At 68.4% G+C, this 15,135-nt stretch carries 11 protein-coding genes; 4 read left to right on the forward strand and 7 right to left on the reverse strand.

Annotation, left to right across the window (positions count from 1 at the left end):
* Positions 1 to 351, reverse strand: coding sequence for an Rv2175c family DNA-binding protein (locus V5D55_RS18115; protein ID WP_435745735.1), 351 nt, complete (start codon positions 349 to 351; stop codon positions 1 to 3).
* Between the two features lie 129 nt (positions 352 to 480).
* Here V5D55_RS18115 and V5D55_RS18120 point away from each other — a divergent pair, with 129 nt between their 5' ends.
* Both V5D55_RS18120 and pknB read left to right on the forward strand, forming a co-directional pair.
* Positions 481 to 1,635 (forward strand): LysM peptidoglycan-binding domain-containing protein, encoded by a 1,155-nt coding sequence (locus tag V5D55_RS18120; RefSeq protein ID WP_435745737.1) that lies wholly within the window; start codon positions 481 to 483, stop codon positions 1,633 to 1,635.
* A 78-nt stretch (positions 1,636 to 1,713) separates the two neighbouring features.
* Entirely contained in the window at positions 1,714 to 3,672 is a 1,959-nt protein-coding gene (gene pknB / locus V5D55_RS18125) for a Stk1 family PASTA domain-containing Ser/Thr kinase (protein ID WP_435745739.1), read from the forward strand.
* Positions 3,673 to 3,726: 54 nt separating this feature from the next.
* Here pknB and V5D55_RS18130 read toward each other — a convergent pair whose 3' ends face one another.
* Both V5D55_RS18130 and V5D55_RS18135 read right to left on the reverse strand, forming a co-directional pair.
* Positions 3,727 to 5,067 carry a class II 3-deoxy-7-phosphoheptulonate synthase gene (locus tag V5D55_RS18130; protein WP_435745741.1) on the reverse strand — a complete coding sequence of 447 codons (1,341 nt, stop codon included), beginning with the start codon at positions 5,065 to 5,067 and terminating at the stop codon, positions 3,727 to 3,729.
* Between the two features lie 37 nt (positions 5,068 to 5,104).
* Positions 5,105 to 5,803 carry a lysophospholipid acyltransferase family protein gene (locus tag V5D55_RS18135; RefSeq protein WP_435745743.1) on the reverse strand — a complete coding sequence of 233 codons (699 nt, stop codon included), beginning with the start codon at positions 5,801 to 5,803 and terminating at the stop codon, positions 5,105 to 5,107.
* 150 nt (positions 5,804 to 5,953) lie between these two features.
* Between V5D55_RS18135 and V5D55_RS18140 the strand changes: the two genes are divergently transcribed.
* Positions 5,954 to 7,786 carry an AMP-dependent synthetase/ligase gene (locus V5D55_RS18140; RefSeq protein ID WP_435745745.1) on the forward strand — a complete coding sequence of 611 codons (1,833 nt, stop codon included), beginning with the start codon at positions 5,954 to 5,956 and terminating at the stop codon, positions 7,784 to 7,786.
* Between the two features lie 58 nt (positions 7,787 to 7,844).
* On the opposite strand, the gene def is transcribed toward V5D55_RS18140, so the two are convergent.
* The 3 genes from def to V5D55_RS18155 all read right to left on the reverse strand — a co-directional run bounded on the left by def (position 7,845) and on the right by V5D55_RS18155 (position 13,528).
* On the reverse strand, positions 7,845 to 8,336 hold the full coding sequence (def, locus tag V5D55_RS18145; protein WP_435745747.1) for a peptide deformylase: 492 nt from the start codon (positions 8,334 to 8,336) through the stop codon (positions 7,845 to 7,847).
* Positions 8,336 to 10,057, reverse strand: a complete 1,722-nt coding sequence (locus V5D55_RS18150; protein WP_435745749.1) for a MinD/ParA family ATP-binding protein — start codon at positions 10,055 to 10,057, stop codon at positions 8,336 to 8,338. The genes def and V5D55_RS18150 overlap by 1 nt, the downstream gene beginning before the upstream one ends.
* A gap of 63 nt (positions 10,058 to 10,120) precedes the next feature.
* Positions 10,121 to 13,528 carry a pyruvate carboxylase gene (locus V5D55_RS18155; protein ID WP_435745751.1) on the reverse strand — a complete coding sequence of 1,136 codons (3,408 nt, stop codon included), beginning with the start codon at positions 13,526 to 13,528 and terminating at the stop codon, positions 10,121 to 10,123.
* A gap of 92 nt (positions 13,529 to 13,620) precedes the next feature.
* On the opposite strand from V5D55_RS18155, the gene V5D55_RS18160 reads away from it, so the two are divergent.
* Positions 13,621 to 14,424 (forward strand): ParA family protein, encoded by an 804-nt coding sequence (locus tag V5D55_RS18160; RefSeq protein WP_435745753.1) that lies wholly within the window; start codon positions 13,621 to 13,623, stop codon positions 14,422 to 14,424.
* Positions 14,425 to 14,517: 93 nt separating this feature from the next.
* On the opposite strand, the gene V5D55_RS18165 is transcribed toward V5D55_RS18160, so the two are convergent.
* On the reverse strand, positions 14,518 to 15,063 hold the full coding sequence (locus V5D55_RS18165) for a MerR family transcriptional regulator (RefSeq protein ID WP_435745755.1): 546 nt from the start codon (positions 15,061 to 15,063) through the stop codon (positions 14,518 to 14,520).
* Positions 15,064 to 15,135: the final 72 nt, after the last annotated feature.

Genomic DNA, 15,135 nt, shown 5'->3' on the forward strand with positions numbered 1-15,135 from the left:
TCAGGCGAGCGTGCGAGCGAGGCGACGGACCGCGCTCTTGTGCCCCGCGAGGAGCGCGTCGATCGGCGAACGTCCGAGGCTCTCCTCCTCCGCGAACAGCCAGTCGATCAGCTCGTCGTCGGTGAAGCCGGCATCCTGCAGCACGATGATGGTGCCGCGCAGCGAGCTCAGCGGGTGCCCGTCGACGATGAACGCCGCCGGCACCGCGAAAGCGCCGTTGCGCCGGGAACCGACCAGGTAGTGATCGTCGATCAGACGGCGCACGCGGCCGAGGGGCTCGTCCAGCACCTCGACGAGGTCGGGCATCGTCAGCCACTGGGCGGCAGGGGTCACAGCTACGTTCTCAGACACGTTGCCACTATCTCACCTCCGCTCCGGAGCCGCATATCGGCACTCCAGTCACATCTGTCACTTGCGTCACTCCTGTTGACTTCTGTTTACATCCGTGTCAGCGTGAAGTGCTCGAAAAAGGGGGACGCTTTGAGACAGCACACCGCCTCGCGTCGTACGCGATACCTGCAGCTCGGCACACCGGCCGCCATCATCGGCGCCTTGGCCGGGACACTGGTGGCGGCGCCCGCCCAAGCGCTGCAAGATCCCGTGGCTGTCGAGCGTCATCGCGCGTCGCCGCTGCGCGTCGTGCCCGCTCAAGCCCCACCGTCGATCTACGTCGTGCAACCGGGTGACACCGTCTCCGCGATCGCAGGCCGCTTCGGACTCCGCACGGTCGACGTTCTCACCTGGAACGGCCTCAGCTGGCGCTCGGTGATCTACCCCGGGCAGAAGCTGAAGCTGCAGGCATCCGCAGCTCCCGCGGCGCCCGCCGCCGTCGAGACCGGTGCCCGCACGCACACCGTGGTCGCGGGAGACACCGTCTTCGGCATCGCCCGCAAGTACGGCACGACGGTCGATGCCGTCCTGTCGGCGAACGGTTTGAACCGCGCGTCGGTCATCCACCCCGGACAGAAGCTCGCGGTCTCCGGCGCGAAGGCCCCGGCTGCCGCCGCTCCGGTGGCGGTGGCGACCGCACCGGCAGCCACTACGACCCACGTCGTCGTCGCGGGCGACACCGTCTTCGCGATCGCGAAGAAGTACGGAACGACGACCCAGGCGCTGTTCTCGCTCAACGGCCTCGGCGGTTCGTCCATCATCTATCCGGGACAGAAGCTCGTCGTGAAGCGAGCCCCCGCGCCCGCCGCCGTATCCGCGGGCGGGCAGCGGACGGCGTCCTTGGACGCGGAGCAGGCGTCGAACGCCGGCCTCATCATCCGGATCGGGCGCGAGGTGGGCGTCTCCGATCGGGGCATCGCCATCGCACTCGCCACCGCGATGGTCGAGTCCGGGCTGCGCAACCTGGACTGGGGCGACCGCGATTCGCTCGGAATCTTCCAGCAGCGCCCCAGCACCGGCTGGGGAGCGCCCGCCCAGATCCTGGACGCCGACCGCAGCACCCGAGTGTTCTACGGCGGCCACGGCGACCCGAACGGACAGACCACTCGTGGCCTGCTCGACATCCCGGGCTGGGAGGGCAAGTCGTTCACCGACGCCGCTCAGGCCGTGCAGATCTCCGCCTATCCCGACCGGTACGGCCAGTGGGAGACCCAGGCCTATCGCTGGTTGGCGCTCTACGGATGACCGGCCTCCGGAAAATCCGCAGGTGCTAGGGGTGAGCCGTTCCCCTGTCTTTCAGGCAGTTCTCCATAGAATTCTGACGTGACGTCCAATCAGCAGGCCGACCCCCTCATCGGGCGGCTTGTCGACGGCCGCTATCGCGTACGGGCGCGAATCGCTCGCGGTGGGATGGCGACCGTGTATGTCGCGACAGACCTCCGCCTCGAGCGCCGCATCGCCCTGAAGGTCATGCATGCGCACCTCAGCGACGACTCCGCATTCCAGAGCCGCTTCATCCAGGAGGCTCGCGCTGCCGCCCGCCTGGCGGATCCGCATGTGGTCAACGTGTTCGACCAGGGCCAGGACGGCGAACTCGCCTACCTCGTCATGGAGTATCTGCCCGGCATCACCCTCCGCGAGCTGCTGCGCGAACAGAAGCGACTCACGATCCCCCAGACGATCACCATCATGGATGCGATCCTCGCCGGTCTCTCCGCCGCGCACCGCGCCGGGATCGTGCACCGCGACGTGAAGCCCGAGAACGTCCTGCTCGCGGAGGACGGCCGCATCAAGATCGGCGACTTCGGTCTGGCGCGGGCGACGACGGCGAACACCGCCACCGGTCAGCAGCTGCTCGGCACCATCGCCTATCTGGCGCCGGAACTCGTGACCCGCGGCACGGCCGACGCCCGCAGCGACATCTACGCCCTCGGCATCATGCTCTACGAGATGCTGGTCGGCGAACAGCCGTACAAGGGCGAGCAGCCCATGCAGATCGCGTTCCAGCACGCCACCGAATCGGTCCCGCGTCCGAGCGTGCGCAACCCGTCCGTCCCGGAGCAGCTCGACGAGCTCGTGCTCTGGGCGACCGAGAAGTCGCCCGATGAGCGACCGGACGATGCCGGGCAGATGCTCGAGCGGCTGCGGGAGATCGAACGCGACCTGGGCATCGCCCCCGCGGTGGCCGCGGCCACGACGTCGCAGCGCAGTCAGGCCGACTCTGGCGACCTCACCAAGGTCATGCCGGGGACGATGGTCATCTCCGACCCCGCTCTCCCGGCCGCCCCGGCCGTCGACAATGCGACGATCCTGCGGCGGCGCGCCTCGAAGCGCCGCGCGCGCGGCGCCTTCCTCCTCACTCTCGTGCTCTTGCTCGCCGTCCTCGCCGGCGGTGTCGGCTGGTGGTTCGGCTCAGGCCCTGGTTCGCTCATCGCCGTGCCGGGCGTCGCCGGGGGGACCTACGACGAGGCTGCCGGAGTGCTCACCGACGCGGGGTTCGTCCCCGAGCAGAAGGATCAGTTCTCCGTCGACGTCGCCAAGGGCACGGTCATCGAGACCGATCCCGGCGAAGGCACCCGTCTCGACAAGGGCGTGACCGTCGCGGTCATCGTCTCGGCCGGGCCCGCATCGCACAAGCTCGATCCGGTGACCGGACTCGATCTCGAGGAGGTACGCGCCGCCCTGGGCGCGGCCAACCTCACCATCGGCGACGACGAGGAGTACTTCGACGAAGAACTCGCCGACGGCAAGGTCCTCAACGTCCGCATCACCCCCAGCGCGGGAGGCGACACGTTCGGCTGCGACCAGGGATGCACGGTGTTCGAGAAGGACTCAGCGACCATCCAGGTCTCGCGCGGGCCGCTGCCCGACATCAGCGATCTGAGCGTGCAGCAGGCCACCGATGCTCTCACCGGCAAGGGCCTGAAGGTCGCTGCCGAGAGCCAGTATCAGCCCAGCGACACCATCGGCAAGGACCGCGTCATCGGCCATGCCGATCGCTCCGAGTCGGGCCCGTGGCGCCCGGGCGACACCGTGCAGCTCATCATCTCCAGTGGCCCGCCCCTGTTCGACGTGCCGAAGGTCGACGGCATGACGCGCAACGAGGCGACGAAGGCGCTGGACGAGGCCGGCTTCAAGTGGTCCTACACGAGCGACACCGGCCTCCCCGACTCCGTCTGGGACCTGCTGGCGAACGAGAACACGAACGTCGACTCGTACAGCCCGTCTGAGCCTCAGCGCAAGGGCGCGACGATCACGCTGAAGATGAGCTTCGCCGGCTGATCGAGACACACGAAAGGGGGCCGGAACATCGTTCCGGCCCCCTTTCGATTCGGCTCAGCGCTTCTCGAGCTCCTCGGCGACGAGGAACGCCAGCTCGAGGGACTGCATGTGGTTCAGACGCGGGTCGCAGAGGCTCTCGTAGCGCGTCGCGAGGGCGGCCTCGTCGATGTGCTCCGATCCGCCGAGGCACTCGGTCACGTCGTCACCGGTGAGCTCGACGTGGATGCCGCCGGGGAAGGTGCCGACCGCGCGGTGCGCCTCGAAGAAGCCGCGCACCTCGTCGACCACGTCATCGAAGCGACGCGTCTTGTAGCCGGTCGGCGTCGTGATCCCGTTGCCGTGCATCGGGTCGGTGACCCACAGCGGCTGGGCGCCCGAGTCGCGCACGGCTTCCAGCAGCGGCGGCAGGGCATTGCGGATCTTGCCCGCACCCATCCGCGTGATGAACGTGAGGCGTCCGGGTTCGCGCTCCGGGTCGAGCTTGTCGATCAGGGCGAGCGCCGTCTCGGGCGTCGTGGTCGGACCGAGCTTGACGCCGATGGGGTTGCGGATCTTCGAGAAGTAGTCGATGTGCGCGCCGTCGAGCTCGCGCGTGCGCTCCCCGACCCACAGGAAGTGGGCGGACGTGTTGTACGGGGTGTCGGTGCGCGAATCGATGCGCGTCATCGGGCGCTCGTAGTCCATCAGCAGGCCCTCGTGGCCGGTGAAGAACTCGACGCGCTTGAGCTCGTCGAAATCGGCGCCGGCAGCCTCCATGAACTTGATCGCACGATCGATCTCGGCGGCCATGCGCTCGTAGCGCTGGTTGGCCGGGTTCTGCGCGAAGCCCTTGTTCCAGGAGTGCACCTCGCGAAGGTCGGCGAACCCACCCTGCGTGAACGCACGGATCAGGTTCAGCGTCGAGGCGGCCGTGTGGTAGCCCTGCAGCAGGCGACCGGGATCGGCCACGCGAGAGCCCTCGGTGAAGTCGTAGCCGTTGACGATGTCGCCACGGTACGCCGGAAGCGTGACGTCGCCACGGGTCTCGGTGTCGCTCGAACGCGGCTTGGCGAACTGACCCGCCATGCGCCCCATCTTGACGATCGGCATCGAGGCACCGTACGTGAGCACGACCGCCATCTGCAGCACCGTCTTGATGCGGTTGCGGATCTGCTCGGCGGTGGCACCGGCGAACGTCTCGGCGCAGTCGCCGCCCTGGAGCAGGAATGCCTGACCGGATGCGGCGCGCGCGAGGCGCTCACGGAGGTTGTCCACCTCGCCGGCGAAGACCAGCGGAGGAAGAGTGGAGATCTGTCGGGAGACCTCGGCGACGCGGTCTGCGTCGGGCCACTGCGGCTGCTGCTTGATGGGAAGCGAGCGCCAAGCATCAAGGGCGTCGATGTGGTGCGGGAGCATGCCTCAAGCCTAGTGGTCGGCGTGCCCCTCGGATTCGCTAGGAGCCCCGTGTGACGCGGGCCGGAAGGCGGTCCTTCACGGTCGACGCGTAGACGTCTTCGTACTCCTGCTGCCCGAGCCGGTGCAGCGCCACCATGATCTCGTCCGTGACGGAGCGCAGGATGTAGCGGTCGTTCTCCATGCCCGCGTAGCGCGAGAAGTCGAGTGGCTCTCCGATGACGATGCCGACCCGCATGATGCGGGGAAGTCGGCGCCCGATCGGCATCGCCGTGTCGGTGTCGACCATGATCACGGGAACGACAGGGACCTTTGCCTCCAGAGCCATGCGCGCAATGCCCGTGCGCCCGCGGTACAGCTTGCCGTCGGGGCTGCGCGTGCCCTCCGGATAGATGCCGAGCAGGTCTCCCCCGCCGAGCACCTGCAGGCCGGTGTTGAGGGAGGCCTCCGACGCCTTGCCTCCGGAGCGATCGATCGGGATCTGGCCGGTCGCCTTCATGAAGAACTTGGTGGCGAAGCCCTTGATACCGCGGCCGGTGAAGTAGTCGCTCTTGGCGAGGAACGACATCGGACGATCGATCACGAGCGGCAAGAAGATGGAATCCGCGAAGGAGAGATGATTGCTGGCGAGGATCGCCGCACCGTTCGCGGGCACGTTGTTACGTCCCGCGATCCAGGGGCGGAAGATCCCCTTGACGACGGGGCCGATCACCACATATTTCATCAGCCAGTAGAACATCGTGGTGAAGTCTAGCGCCGCCCCGGCATCCGCTTCGATGTTCTTTATCCGGAAATCGGAATCGCGACTCGGTCTCACCCAAGGTGCGACGCGGTGTCATGCCCTAGACTCAAGACCACACCGTGCCCGTCCGGTACCGAAGGAGCTGCCGTGGTCCAGTTTGAAGTCCCCGCGATCGTCCCCGCCGATCCCGACGCGAACGTCTCAGACCTTCTGGTCAAGCGCGTCCAGGCCACCCCCGATCGGGCGCTGTTCTCCGTCCCCGACGGCGACGGCTGGCGCGACATCTCCGCCGCCGATTTCCAGACTGCGGTGATCGCGCTGGCGAAGGGTTTCGCGGCAGCCGGCATCCAGCCCGGTGAGAAGGTGGGCTTCCTCGCCCGCACCACCTACGAGTGGACTCTCGTCGACTTCGCGCTCTTCTACGCCGGCGCTGTCATGGTCCCGATCTACGAGACCAGCTCCCCCTCGCAGATCCAGTGGATCCTCGAGGACTCCGGTGCGATCGCCCTCATGGTGGAGTCGCCCGAGCACTTCTCCCGTGTCGACGAGGTGCGCGGCGACCTTCCGCTGATCCGCGAGGTCTGGCAGCTGCACCTCGGTGCGATCGACACGCTCACCGCGCAGGGTTCGTCGGTGACGGACGAGGAGATCGAACGGCGCCGCAACCTCGCCGTCGGTTCCGACATCGCGACCCTCATCTACACCTCGGGGTCGACGGGACGCCCGAAGGGATGCGTGCTCACGCACAGCAACTTCGTCGAGCTCACTCGCAACTCCGCCAAGGCACTGGATGCCGTCGTGCAGACGCCGGGCGCATCGACGCTGCTGTTCATCACGACCGCGCACGTCTTCGCGCGGTTCATCTCGGTCCTCGACATCCACGCCGGCGTCCGCACGGGCCACCAGCCCGACACCCGCCAGCTGCTCCCGGCGCTCGGCTCCTTCAAGCCGACCTTCCTCCTCGCGGTCCCCCGTGTGTTCGAGAAGGTCTACAACTCCGCAGAGCAGAAGGCCGAGGCCGGCGGCAAGGGCAAGATCTTCCGCGCTGCCGCCGACGTCGCCATCGAGCACTCGAAGCTGCTCGAAGCGGGCAAGAAGATCCCGTTCGGGATGAAGCTCAAGTTCGCCCTGTTCAACAAGCTCGTCTACAGCAAGCTCCGCGCGGCGATGGGCGGCAACGTGGTCTACGCCGTCTCGGGCTCCGCTCCCCTGGGCCCGCGCCTCGGCCACTTCTTCCACAGCCTCGGCGTCGTGATCCTCGAAGGCTACGGCCTCACCGAGACGACGGCACCGGCCACCGTGAACCTGGCGGACAAGTCGAAGATCGGCACCGTCGGCCCCGCCCTCCCCGGCGTCGGTGTGCGTCTCGGCGAGGACGGCGAGATCGAGGTCCGCGGCATCAACGTGTTCAAGGAGTACTGGAACAACCCGGAGGCGACGGCCGAGGCGTTCAGCGACGGCGGCTGGTTCCGCACCGGAGACATCGGCAGCTTCGACTCCGAGGGATTCCTCACGATCACCGGTCGCAAGAAGGAGATCATCGTCACGGCCGGCGGCAAGAACGTCGCCCCGGCCGCCCTCGAGGACCCGATCCGCGCGAATCCGATCATCGGCCAGGTCGTCGTCGTCGGCGACCAGCGTCCGTTCATCTCCGCCCTCGTCACCCTCGACCCCGAGATGCTGCCCACCTGGCTCGCGAACAACGGGCTCGACGCGAAGATGTCGCTGGCGGATGCCTCCACCAATGCGGCTGTACGCGACGAGGTGCAGCGCGCGGTCGACGGAGCGAACGCACGGGTGTCGCGCGCCGAGTCGATCCGCAAGTTCACGATCCTCGACTCGGAGTGGACAGAGGCCTCGGGTCACCTGACGCCCAAGATGTCGATCAAGCGCAACGTCATCATGAACGACTTCGCCGACGAGGTCGCCGCGATCTACGACGAGCCCGTGTCGACGACCAACGTCGCGATCGGCGGCTGACGCCCCGGTCACACCGGACAGGAGAAAGGCCCCGCTTCCGCGGGGCCTTTCTCCTGTGTCAGAACCAGGAGCTCTCGCGCACCTCGCGCATCGCCACCTTGCGGGTATCCGGATCGAGGCGGGAGAGGAAGAGCTTCCCGTCGAGATGATCCGTCTCGTGCTGCAGCGCCTGAGCGAGGAGCCCCTCGCCTTCGAGCACCACCTCGTTCCCTTCGAGGTCGATCCCCTCGACGCGGGCCCACGGATGACGAGGCGCGTCATGCCACAGTCCGGGAACCGACAGGCATCCCTCTCCGGTCGGCACCGGATCGCCGCGCACCTCGGTGAGCACCGGGTTGAGCACGTAGCCGATGTCCCCGTCGATGTTGTAGCTGAAGGCGCGCAGCGCCACGCCGATCTGCGGCGCTGCGACACCCGCGCGGCCCGGAAGCTCGACGGTCTCGACGAGGTCGGCCACCAGCGCCCGCACCCCGTCGTCGATCTGGTCGACGGGCGCGCACACGGTGCGGAGCACGGGGTCGCCGAAGATGCGGATCTCGCGCACCGTCATCAGGCGGCCCTCGCCCGCAGACCCTCGACCAGCAGCGCCGCCAGCTCACGCGCGGCGATGCGCGTCTCCGGCTGCAGGTTCGCGAACACGATCGTGCCGCCGCCCGCGATCTGCGGGTCGTACGGCATCCGGATCACACTCTTGGCCCGCGTGGCGAAGTGCGCCTGCAGCTCGTTCAGGCGGACCAGCGGCGTGCCGGGTGTCGACTGGTTCAGCACGACGATCGCCTCGCGTGCCTGCTCCGCGTAGCCGTTGGTCTCGAGCCACGTGAGAGTCTCGGACGCCAGGCGCGCCTCGTCGACGCTGAGCCCGGACACGATCACGATCTGGTCGGCGAGGTCGAGCGTCGCCGACATGACCGAGTGCACGATCCCGGTGCCGGTGTCCGTCAGGACCAGCGAGTAGTAGTGCGCCGCCACTCCGGCGACATCGCGGTAGTCGCTGTCGCTGAAGGCCTCGGCGATACGCGGATCGGAGTCGGAAGCGAGGACGTCGAGGCGGGTGGCGTCTCGCGCGACGATCGCGGAGATGTCGTGATACCCCTTGACCTCGTCGTGGATGCGCACGAGATCGCGCACCGACTTGTTGTGGTGCGGGCGCACCACCCGCTCCGCGAGAGTCCCGCGATCGGGGTTCGCGTCTACGGCGATGACCCGGTCCTCTCTGGCATCCGCGAGTGCCATGCCGAGCAGGGCCGTGATCGTGGTCTTGCCGACGCCGCCCTTGCGGGACAGGACGGGAACGAACCGCGCACCGCCGGTGAGGGGTGCCGCGATCCGCGCGGAGAGGGCCTTGCGCTCGCGAGCACGTCGGCCGTCGCCGATGTTGATGCGACGCCCGGACACCGTGTAGAGGAAATGACTCCACGCGCCCTCGGGCTCCGGCTTGGCGATCCGGCTCGGGTCGAGCAGCCGGTCGGCTGTCAGCAGGTCGGCGGACTCGCGCGAGGGCTCCGCCAGCTCTTCCAGTCGCTTCGACGTGAGCGTCACGTCCGTGCGGGCTGCGGCACGCGCCGGCTGCGGGGTGACGGCCCTCGGCTCTGGTCTGGACACGGCTGTTGTCTCCTTCTGGATCGGCGTCGGCGCGGCGGAGGCCGGCGCTTTCGCGGAGGGCGCGACGTCAGCATCCGCACGGGCCAGGAACCGCGCGGCGGCAGCTTCTTCGTCCGTCGCGCGACGCCCGGAGGCCGGCGGCTCGGCGGCGGCTACGGGTTCGGCCGGCTCGGCGGCCTCGGCGGTCACGGCGGTCCCGGTGGGCTCGGACTCTTCGACGACCTCGGCATCCACCACGTCGTCGGTCGTCGTCGCAGGAACGGGCGGCTCATCGATCACGATCGGATCCATGAAGATCGACGGCTTCGACGCTGTCTGCTTCGACGGCTTCGACACTGTCGGGGCCGTCGACGCCTCCGCCGCAGGCTCGGTCGTGATGCCCGCCGCGGACTCCGCCTTGCTCTTCGTCGCTGTCACCGCGGCGACCGTGGCGGCGGGTACCGCCTTCGGTGCCAGCGCCGGCGGCGCCTCGTCGATGATCAGGTCGCCGATGACCTCGCCGTCGACGACGCCGTCGTCGTCGAGGTCGTCGTCTTCATCCTTCGGCAGCGTCACGCTCACCTGCGCGGTCCCGCCGAGGATGCCGATTCCTGCCGTGTCCAGAGACGCGGCGTCGTCGAGCACCCCCAGCGGGTTCTCCTCGTGGTCTGCGGTGTTCTTCGGGGTCACGATGCACTCCAAGCCTGCGCGGGCCTCGGGTGCGCACGCGGCGCGGCCCTCGCCCGCACAAGATTAGTGCGCGGGACGGATGACGACCAAAAGATCTCCGGCATCCACCTGCTGGGTACCCGCGATCGCGAGGCGCTCGATGACTCCGTCGACGGAGGCGGTGATGGCCGCTTCCATCTTCATCGCCTCGATGGATGCGACCGGCTCCCCCGCCTTGACGGTGCTGCCGACCTCGACCTTCAACGTGACCACGCCGGAGAACGGGGCAGCCACCTGACCGGGCACGGAGGTGTCGGCCTTCTCGACCTCATGGGCATCGACGGCGATGGAGCGGTCGCGCACGAACACCGGCCGAAGCTGCCCGTTGAGGGTCGTCATCACGGTGCGCATGCCCCTGTCGTCGGCATCTCCGATGGCCTCGAGACCGACGTACAGCTGCACGCCGCGATCGATCTCCACCACGTGCTCCTGCCCCTGCACCAGGCCGTAGAGGTAGTCGCTCGTGTCCAGCACCGACAGGTCGCCGAACAGCTCACGGCGCTCGAGGTACTCCTTCGTCGGCGCCGGGAACAACAGCGCGTTGAGACGTGCGCGACGCTCGGCGCTGGATCCGGCGAGAGCCGCTTCGTCCTCAGCCGAGATCTCGGTCAGACCGACACGCACCGAACGGCCGGCGAGCACCTTCGTGCGGAACGGCTCCGGCCAGCCGCCGGGCAGATCCCCCAGCTCCCCTGCCATGAAGCCGACGACCGAGTCCGGCACGTCGTACTTCTCGGGGTTGGCCTCGAAGTCCGCGGGGTCGGCCTTGACCGCAGCGAGGTGCAGGGCGAGATCGCCGACCACCTTCGACGACGGCGTCACCTTTGGCACCCGGCCGAGGATCCGGTCGGCAGCGGCGTACATGTCCTCGATCAGCTCGAAGTCGTCCGCGAGTCCCAGGGCCTTCGCCTGCTGTCGGAGGTTCGACAGCTGTCCGCCGGGGATCTCGTGGTGGTACACGCGCCCCGTGGGTCCGGGCAGTCCGGACTCGAAGGGAGCGTACTGGCGTCGCACGGCCTCCCAGTACGGCTCAAGATCCGAGACCCCGCCGAGCGAGATCCCGCTGTCGCGGTCGGTGTGCGCGAGCGCGGCGACGAGGGACGACAGCGACGGCTGGCTCGTGGTGCCGGACAGCGGCGCCGACGCGGCATCCACCGCATCCACGCCGACGGCGCTGGCTGCGAGGAGCGTCGCGAGCTGGCCACCGGGGGTGTCGTGCGTGTGCAGGTGCACCGGAAGATCGAAGCGCTCGCGCAGGGCGGCGACGAGCTTCGCTGCCGCCGCCGGACGGAGCAGCCCTGCCATGTCCTTGATGGCGATGATGTGCGCACCGGCCGCGACGATCTGATCCGCGAGTCGAAGGTAGTAGTCGAGGGTGTAGAGGTCCTCGGCCGGGTCGAGCAGGTCCCCGGTGTAGCAGAGCGCCACCTCGGCGACAGCCGTGCCGGTGTTGCGCACGGCCTCGATCGCCGGGCGCATCTGCTCGACGTCGTTGAGCGCGTCGAAGATGCGGAAGATGTCGACGCCGCTCGCCGCGGCCTCCGCGACGAAGGCCTCGGTGACGGCGGTGGGGTACGGCGTGTATCCGACGGTGTTGCGCCCACGCAGCAGCATCTGGATCGCGACGTTCGGCAGGGCTGCACGCAGCTTGTCGAGCCGCTCCCACGGGTCCTCGCCGAGGAATCGCAGCGCGACGTCGTAGGTCGCACCTCCCCAGGCCTCGACGGAGAGCAGACCGGGCGTGAGCCGGGCGAGGTACGGTGCCGCGGCGACGAGGTCCTTCGTGCGTACCCGCGTGGCCAGCAACGACTGGTGGGCGTCGCGGAACGTGGTGTCGGTGATCGCCAGGGCGGTCTGCTCGCGCAGGCTGCGCGCGAAGCCCTCCGGGCCGAGTTCGAGCAGGCGCTGACGCGAACCCGCCGCCGGTTCGGTGGTGAGATCGACGGTCGGCAGCTTGGCCGCCGGGTCGATCACGCCGGGGTGGGATCCGTGCGGCTTGTTGACGGTGACGTCGACCAGCCAGTTCAGGAGCCGCGTCCCGCGGTCCTTCGAGACGCGACCGCGCAGCAGTTCGGGACGCTCGTCGATGAAGGACGTGCTGACATCTCCGGCGATGAACGCGTCGTCGTCGAGCAGGGCCTGCAGGAACGGGATGTTCGTGGAGACGCCCCGGATGCGGAACTCGGCGAGAGCGCGTCGCGCCCGCGCGACGGCGGCGGGGAAGTCACGACCGCGGCAGGTCAGCTTCGCCAGCATCGAGTCGAAGTGCGGGCTGATCTGCGCGCCCTGATGCACCGTACCGCCGTCGAGACGGATGCCGGCACCACCGGGCGAGCGGTACGTGGTGATCTTGCCGGTGTCGGGCCGGAACCCCTGCGTCGGGTCCTCGGTCGTGATGCGGCACTGCAGGGCCGCGCCGCGCAGATGCAGGTTCTCCTGCTGCAGACCGAGGTCGGCGAGGGTCTGTCCCGCGGCGATACGCATCTGACTCTGCACGAGGTCGACGTCGGTGACCTCCTCGGTGACCGTGTGCTCGACCTGGATGCGCGGGTTCATCTCGATGAAGACGACTTCGCCGGTGCGCTCCCCCGCGGTCTCGAGCAGGAACTCGACCGTGCCCGCGTTCTCGTAGCCGATCGAACGGGCGAATGCGACAGCGTAGCCGTGGAGGGCCGTGCGGATGTCATCGTCGAGGTTGGGCGCCGGAGCGATCTCGACGACCTTCTGATGGCGGCGCTGCACCGAGCAGTCACGCTCGAACAGGTGCACGGTCTCGCCGGTCTTGTCCGCCAGGATCTGCACCTCGATGTGCCGAGGACGAACGACCGCCTGCTCCAGGAACATCCGGGCGTCTCCGAACGCACTCGATGCTTCGCGCATCGCCGCGGCCAGCGCCGGCGCGAGCTCTCCCGGCGTCTCCACGCGACGCATGCCGCGTCCTCCGCCACCGGCCACGGCCTTGGCGAACAGCGGGAATCCGATGTCGTCCGCCTGAGCGACGAGGGCGTCGATGTCGTCTGATGCCTCCGTCGAGCGGAGCACGGGAACGCCCGCCTCGATCGCATGACGCTTCGCCTCGACCTTGTTGCCCGCCATCTCCAGCACGTTCGACGGCGGTCCGATGAAGACGATGCCGTTCGCTGCAGCCTTCTCCGCGAGCTCGGGGTTCTCCGAGAGGAAGCCGTAGCCCGGGTAGATCGCGTCTGCGCCCGCCTCGAGAGCGACGCGGATGATCTCATCGACGTTGAGGTAGGCGCGGACGGGATGCCCGCGCTCGCCGATCTCGTACGCTTCGTCGGCCTTGAGCCGATGCACGGACCCGCGGTCTTCGTGGGGGAAGACCGCAACGGTGCGCGCTCCCACTTCGTACGCCGCTCGGAAGGCCCGGATCGCAATCTCGCCGCGGTTGGCCACAAGGATCTTTTGGAACATGCACACCTCTGAGAGCTCGATGCACGGCGTTTTCGACGTGCAGGGGCGGGGCTGAGTGTCCCCTCAGCCTAGGGGAAGGTAACGTGGAGTCCGTGCACGTACTCAGCGTCAGCTCTCTCAAGGGAGGCGTCGGCAAGACGACCGTGACACTCGGGCTGGCCTCAGCGGCTTTCGCCCGAGGTGTCCGGACTCTCGTCGTCGACCTCGACCCGCAGTCCGACGTCTCGACCGGGATGGACATCCAGGTCGCCGGACGACTCAACATCGCCGATGTCCTGGCGAACCCGAAGGAGAAGGTCGTCCGTCAGGCGATCACGTCCAGCGGCTGGGCGAAGGTGCACCCCGGCACCATCGACGTCCTCATCGGCAGCCCCTCCGCCATCAACTTCGACGGCCCGCACCCGAGCGTGCGCGACGTCTGGAAGCTCGAAGAGGCCCTTGCCGCCGTCGAGGCGGACTACGACCTCGTGCTCATCGACTGCGCGCCGTCGCTGAACGCGCTCACCCGAACCGCGTGGGCCGCGAGCGACCGCGTCATGGTGGTCACCGAGCCGGGCCTGTTCTCCGTCGCCGCCGCGGACCGTGCCCTGCGCGCCATCGAGGAGATCCGCCGCGGCCTCTCCCCCCGTCTGCAGCCGCTCGGCATCGTCGTGAACCGCGTGCGCCCGCAGTCCATCGAGCACCAGTTCCGCATCAAGGAGCTCCGCGACATGTTCGGCCCCCTCGTGCTCGCCCCGCAACTGCCGGAGCGCACCTCGCTGCAGCAGGCGCAGGGCGCGGCGAAGCCGTTGCACATCTGGCCGGGAGACTCCGCTCAGGAGCTCGCCGCCGACTTCGATCAACTGCTCGACCGGATCATCCGCACCGGACGGATCGCGCTGCCCGAGAACGTCTGACCTCGCGCGCACAGCGAAACGGCCATCCTCATCGAGGGTGGCCGTTTTCTTGTGGTCAGAAAACCCCTGGGGTCTCTGGACCCATCGAAGGGCTCAGGCGGAGCGCTGAGAGCGGCGCGCGGAGAGCTCGTCCACCGGGTCCGGAGCTGTCGGGTCGAAGGCGACGAGCGTCGACTCGACTTCGCGGAGCACCTTGCCGACGGCGATGCCGAACACACCCTGGCCACGGCTGACGAGGTCGATGACCTCATCGTTCGACGTGCAGAGGTAGACGGATGCCCCGTCGCTCATCAGCGTGGTGCCGGCCAGGTCGCGGATGCCCGCGCGGCGCAGCTCTTCGACAGCCGTGCGGATCTGCTGCAGGGAGATGCCGGTGTCGAGCAGGCTCTTGACGAGCTTCAGGACGAGGATGTCGCGGAAGCCGTAGAGACGCTGAGAGCCGGAGCCGCTCGCGCCGCGGACGGTGGGCTCCACCAGCTCGGTGCGAGCCCAGTAGTCCAGCTGACGGTAGGTGATGCCGGCGGCACGAGCGGCGACTGCTCCGCGGTAGCCGACCTCGTCATCCATGGCCGGGAGACCGTCCGTGAAGAGGAGTTCGGGTACGAACCGCGGGTCGCCTGTGAGCTCATCCGCATTCATCTGAAATCCTCCCTGGAACGGTTATCTCCACGGTAGAGCAGTGCTTGGGCACCGGCAATGACATCCGTGTGA

The organism is Microbacterium sp. PMB16 (assembly GCF_051294855.1).
GTDB lineage: Bacteria > Actinomycetota > Actinomycetes > Actinomycetales > Microbacteriaceae > Microbacterium.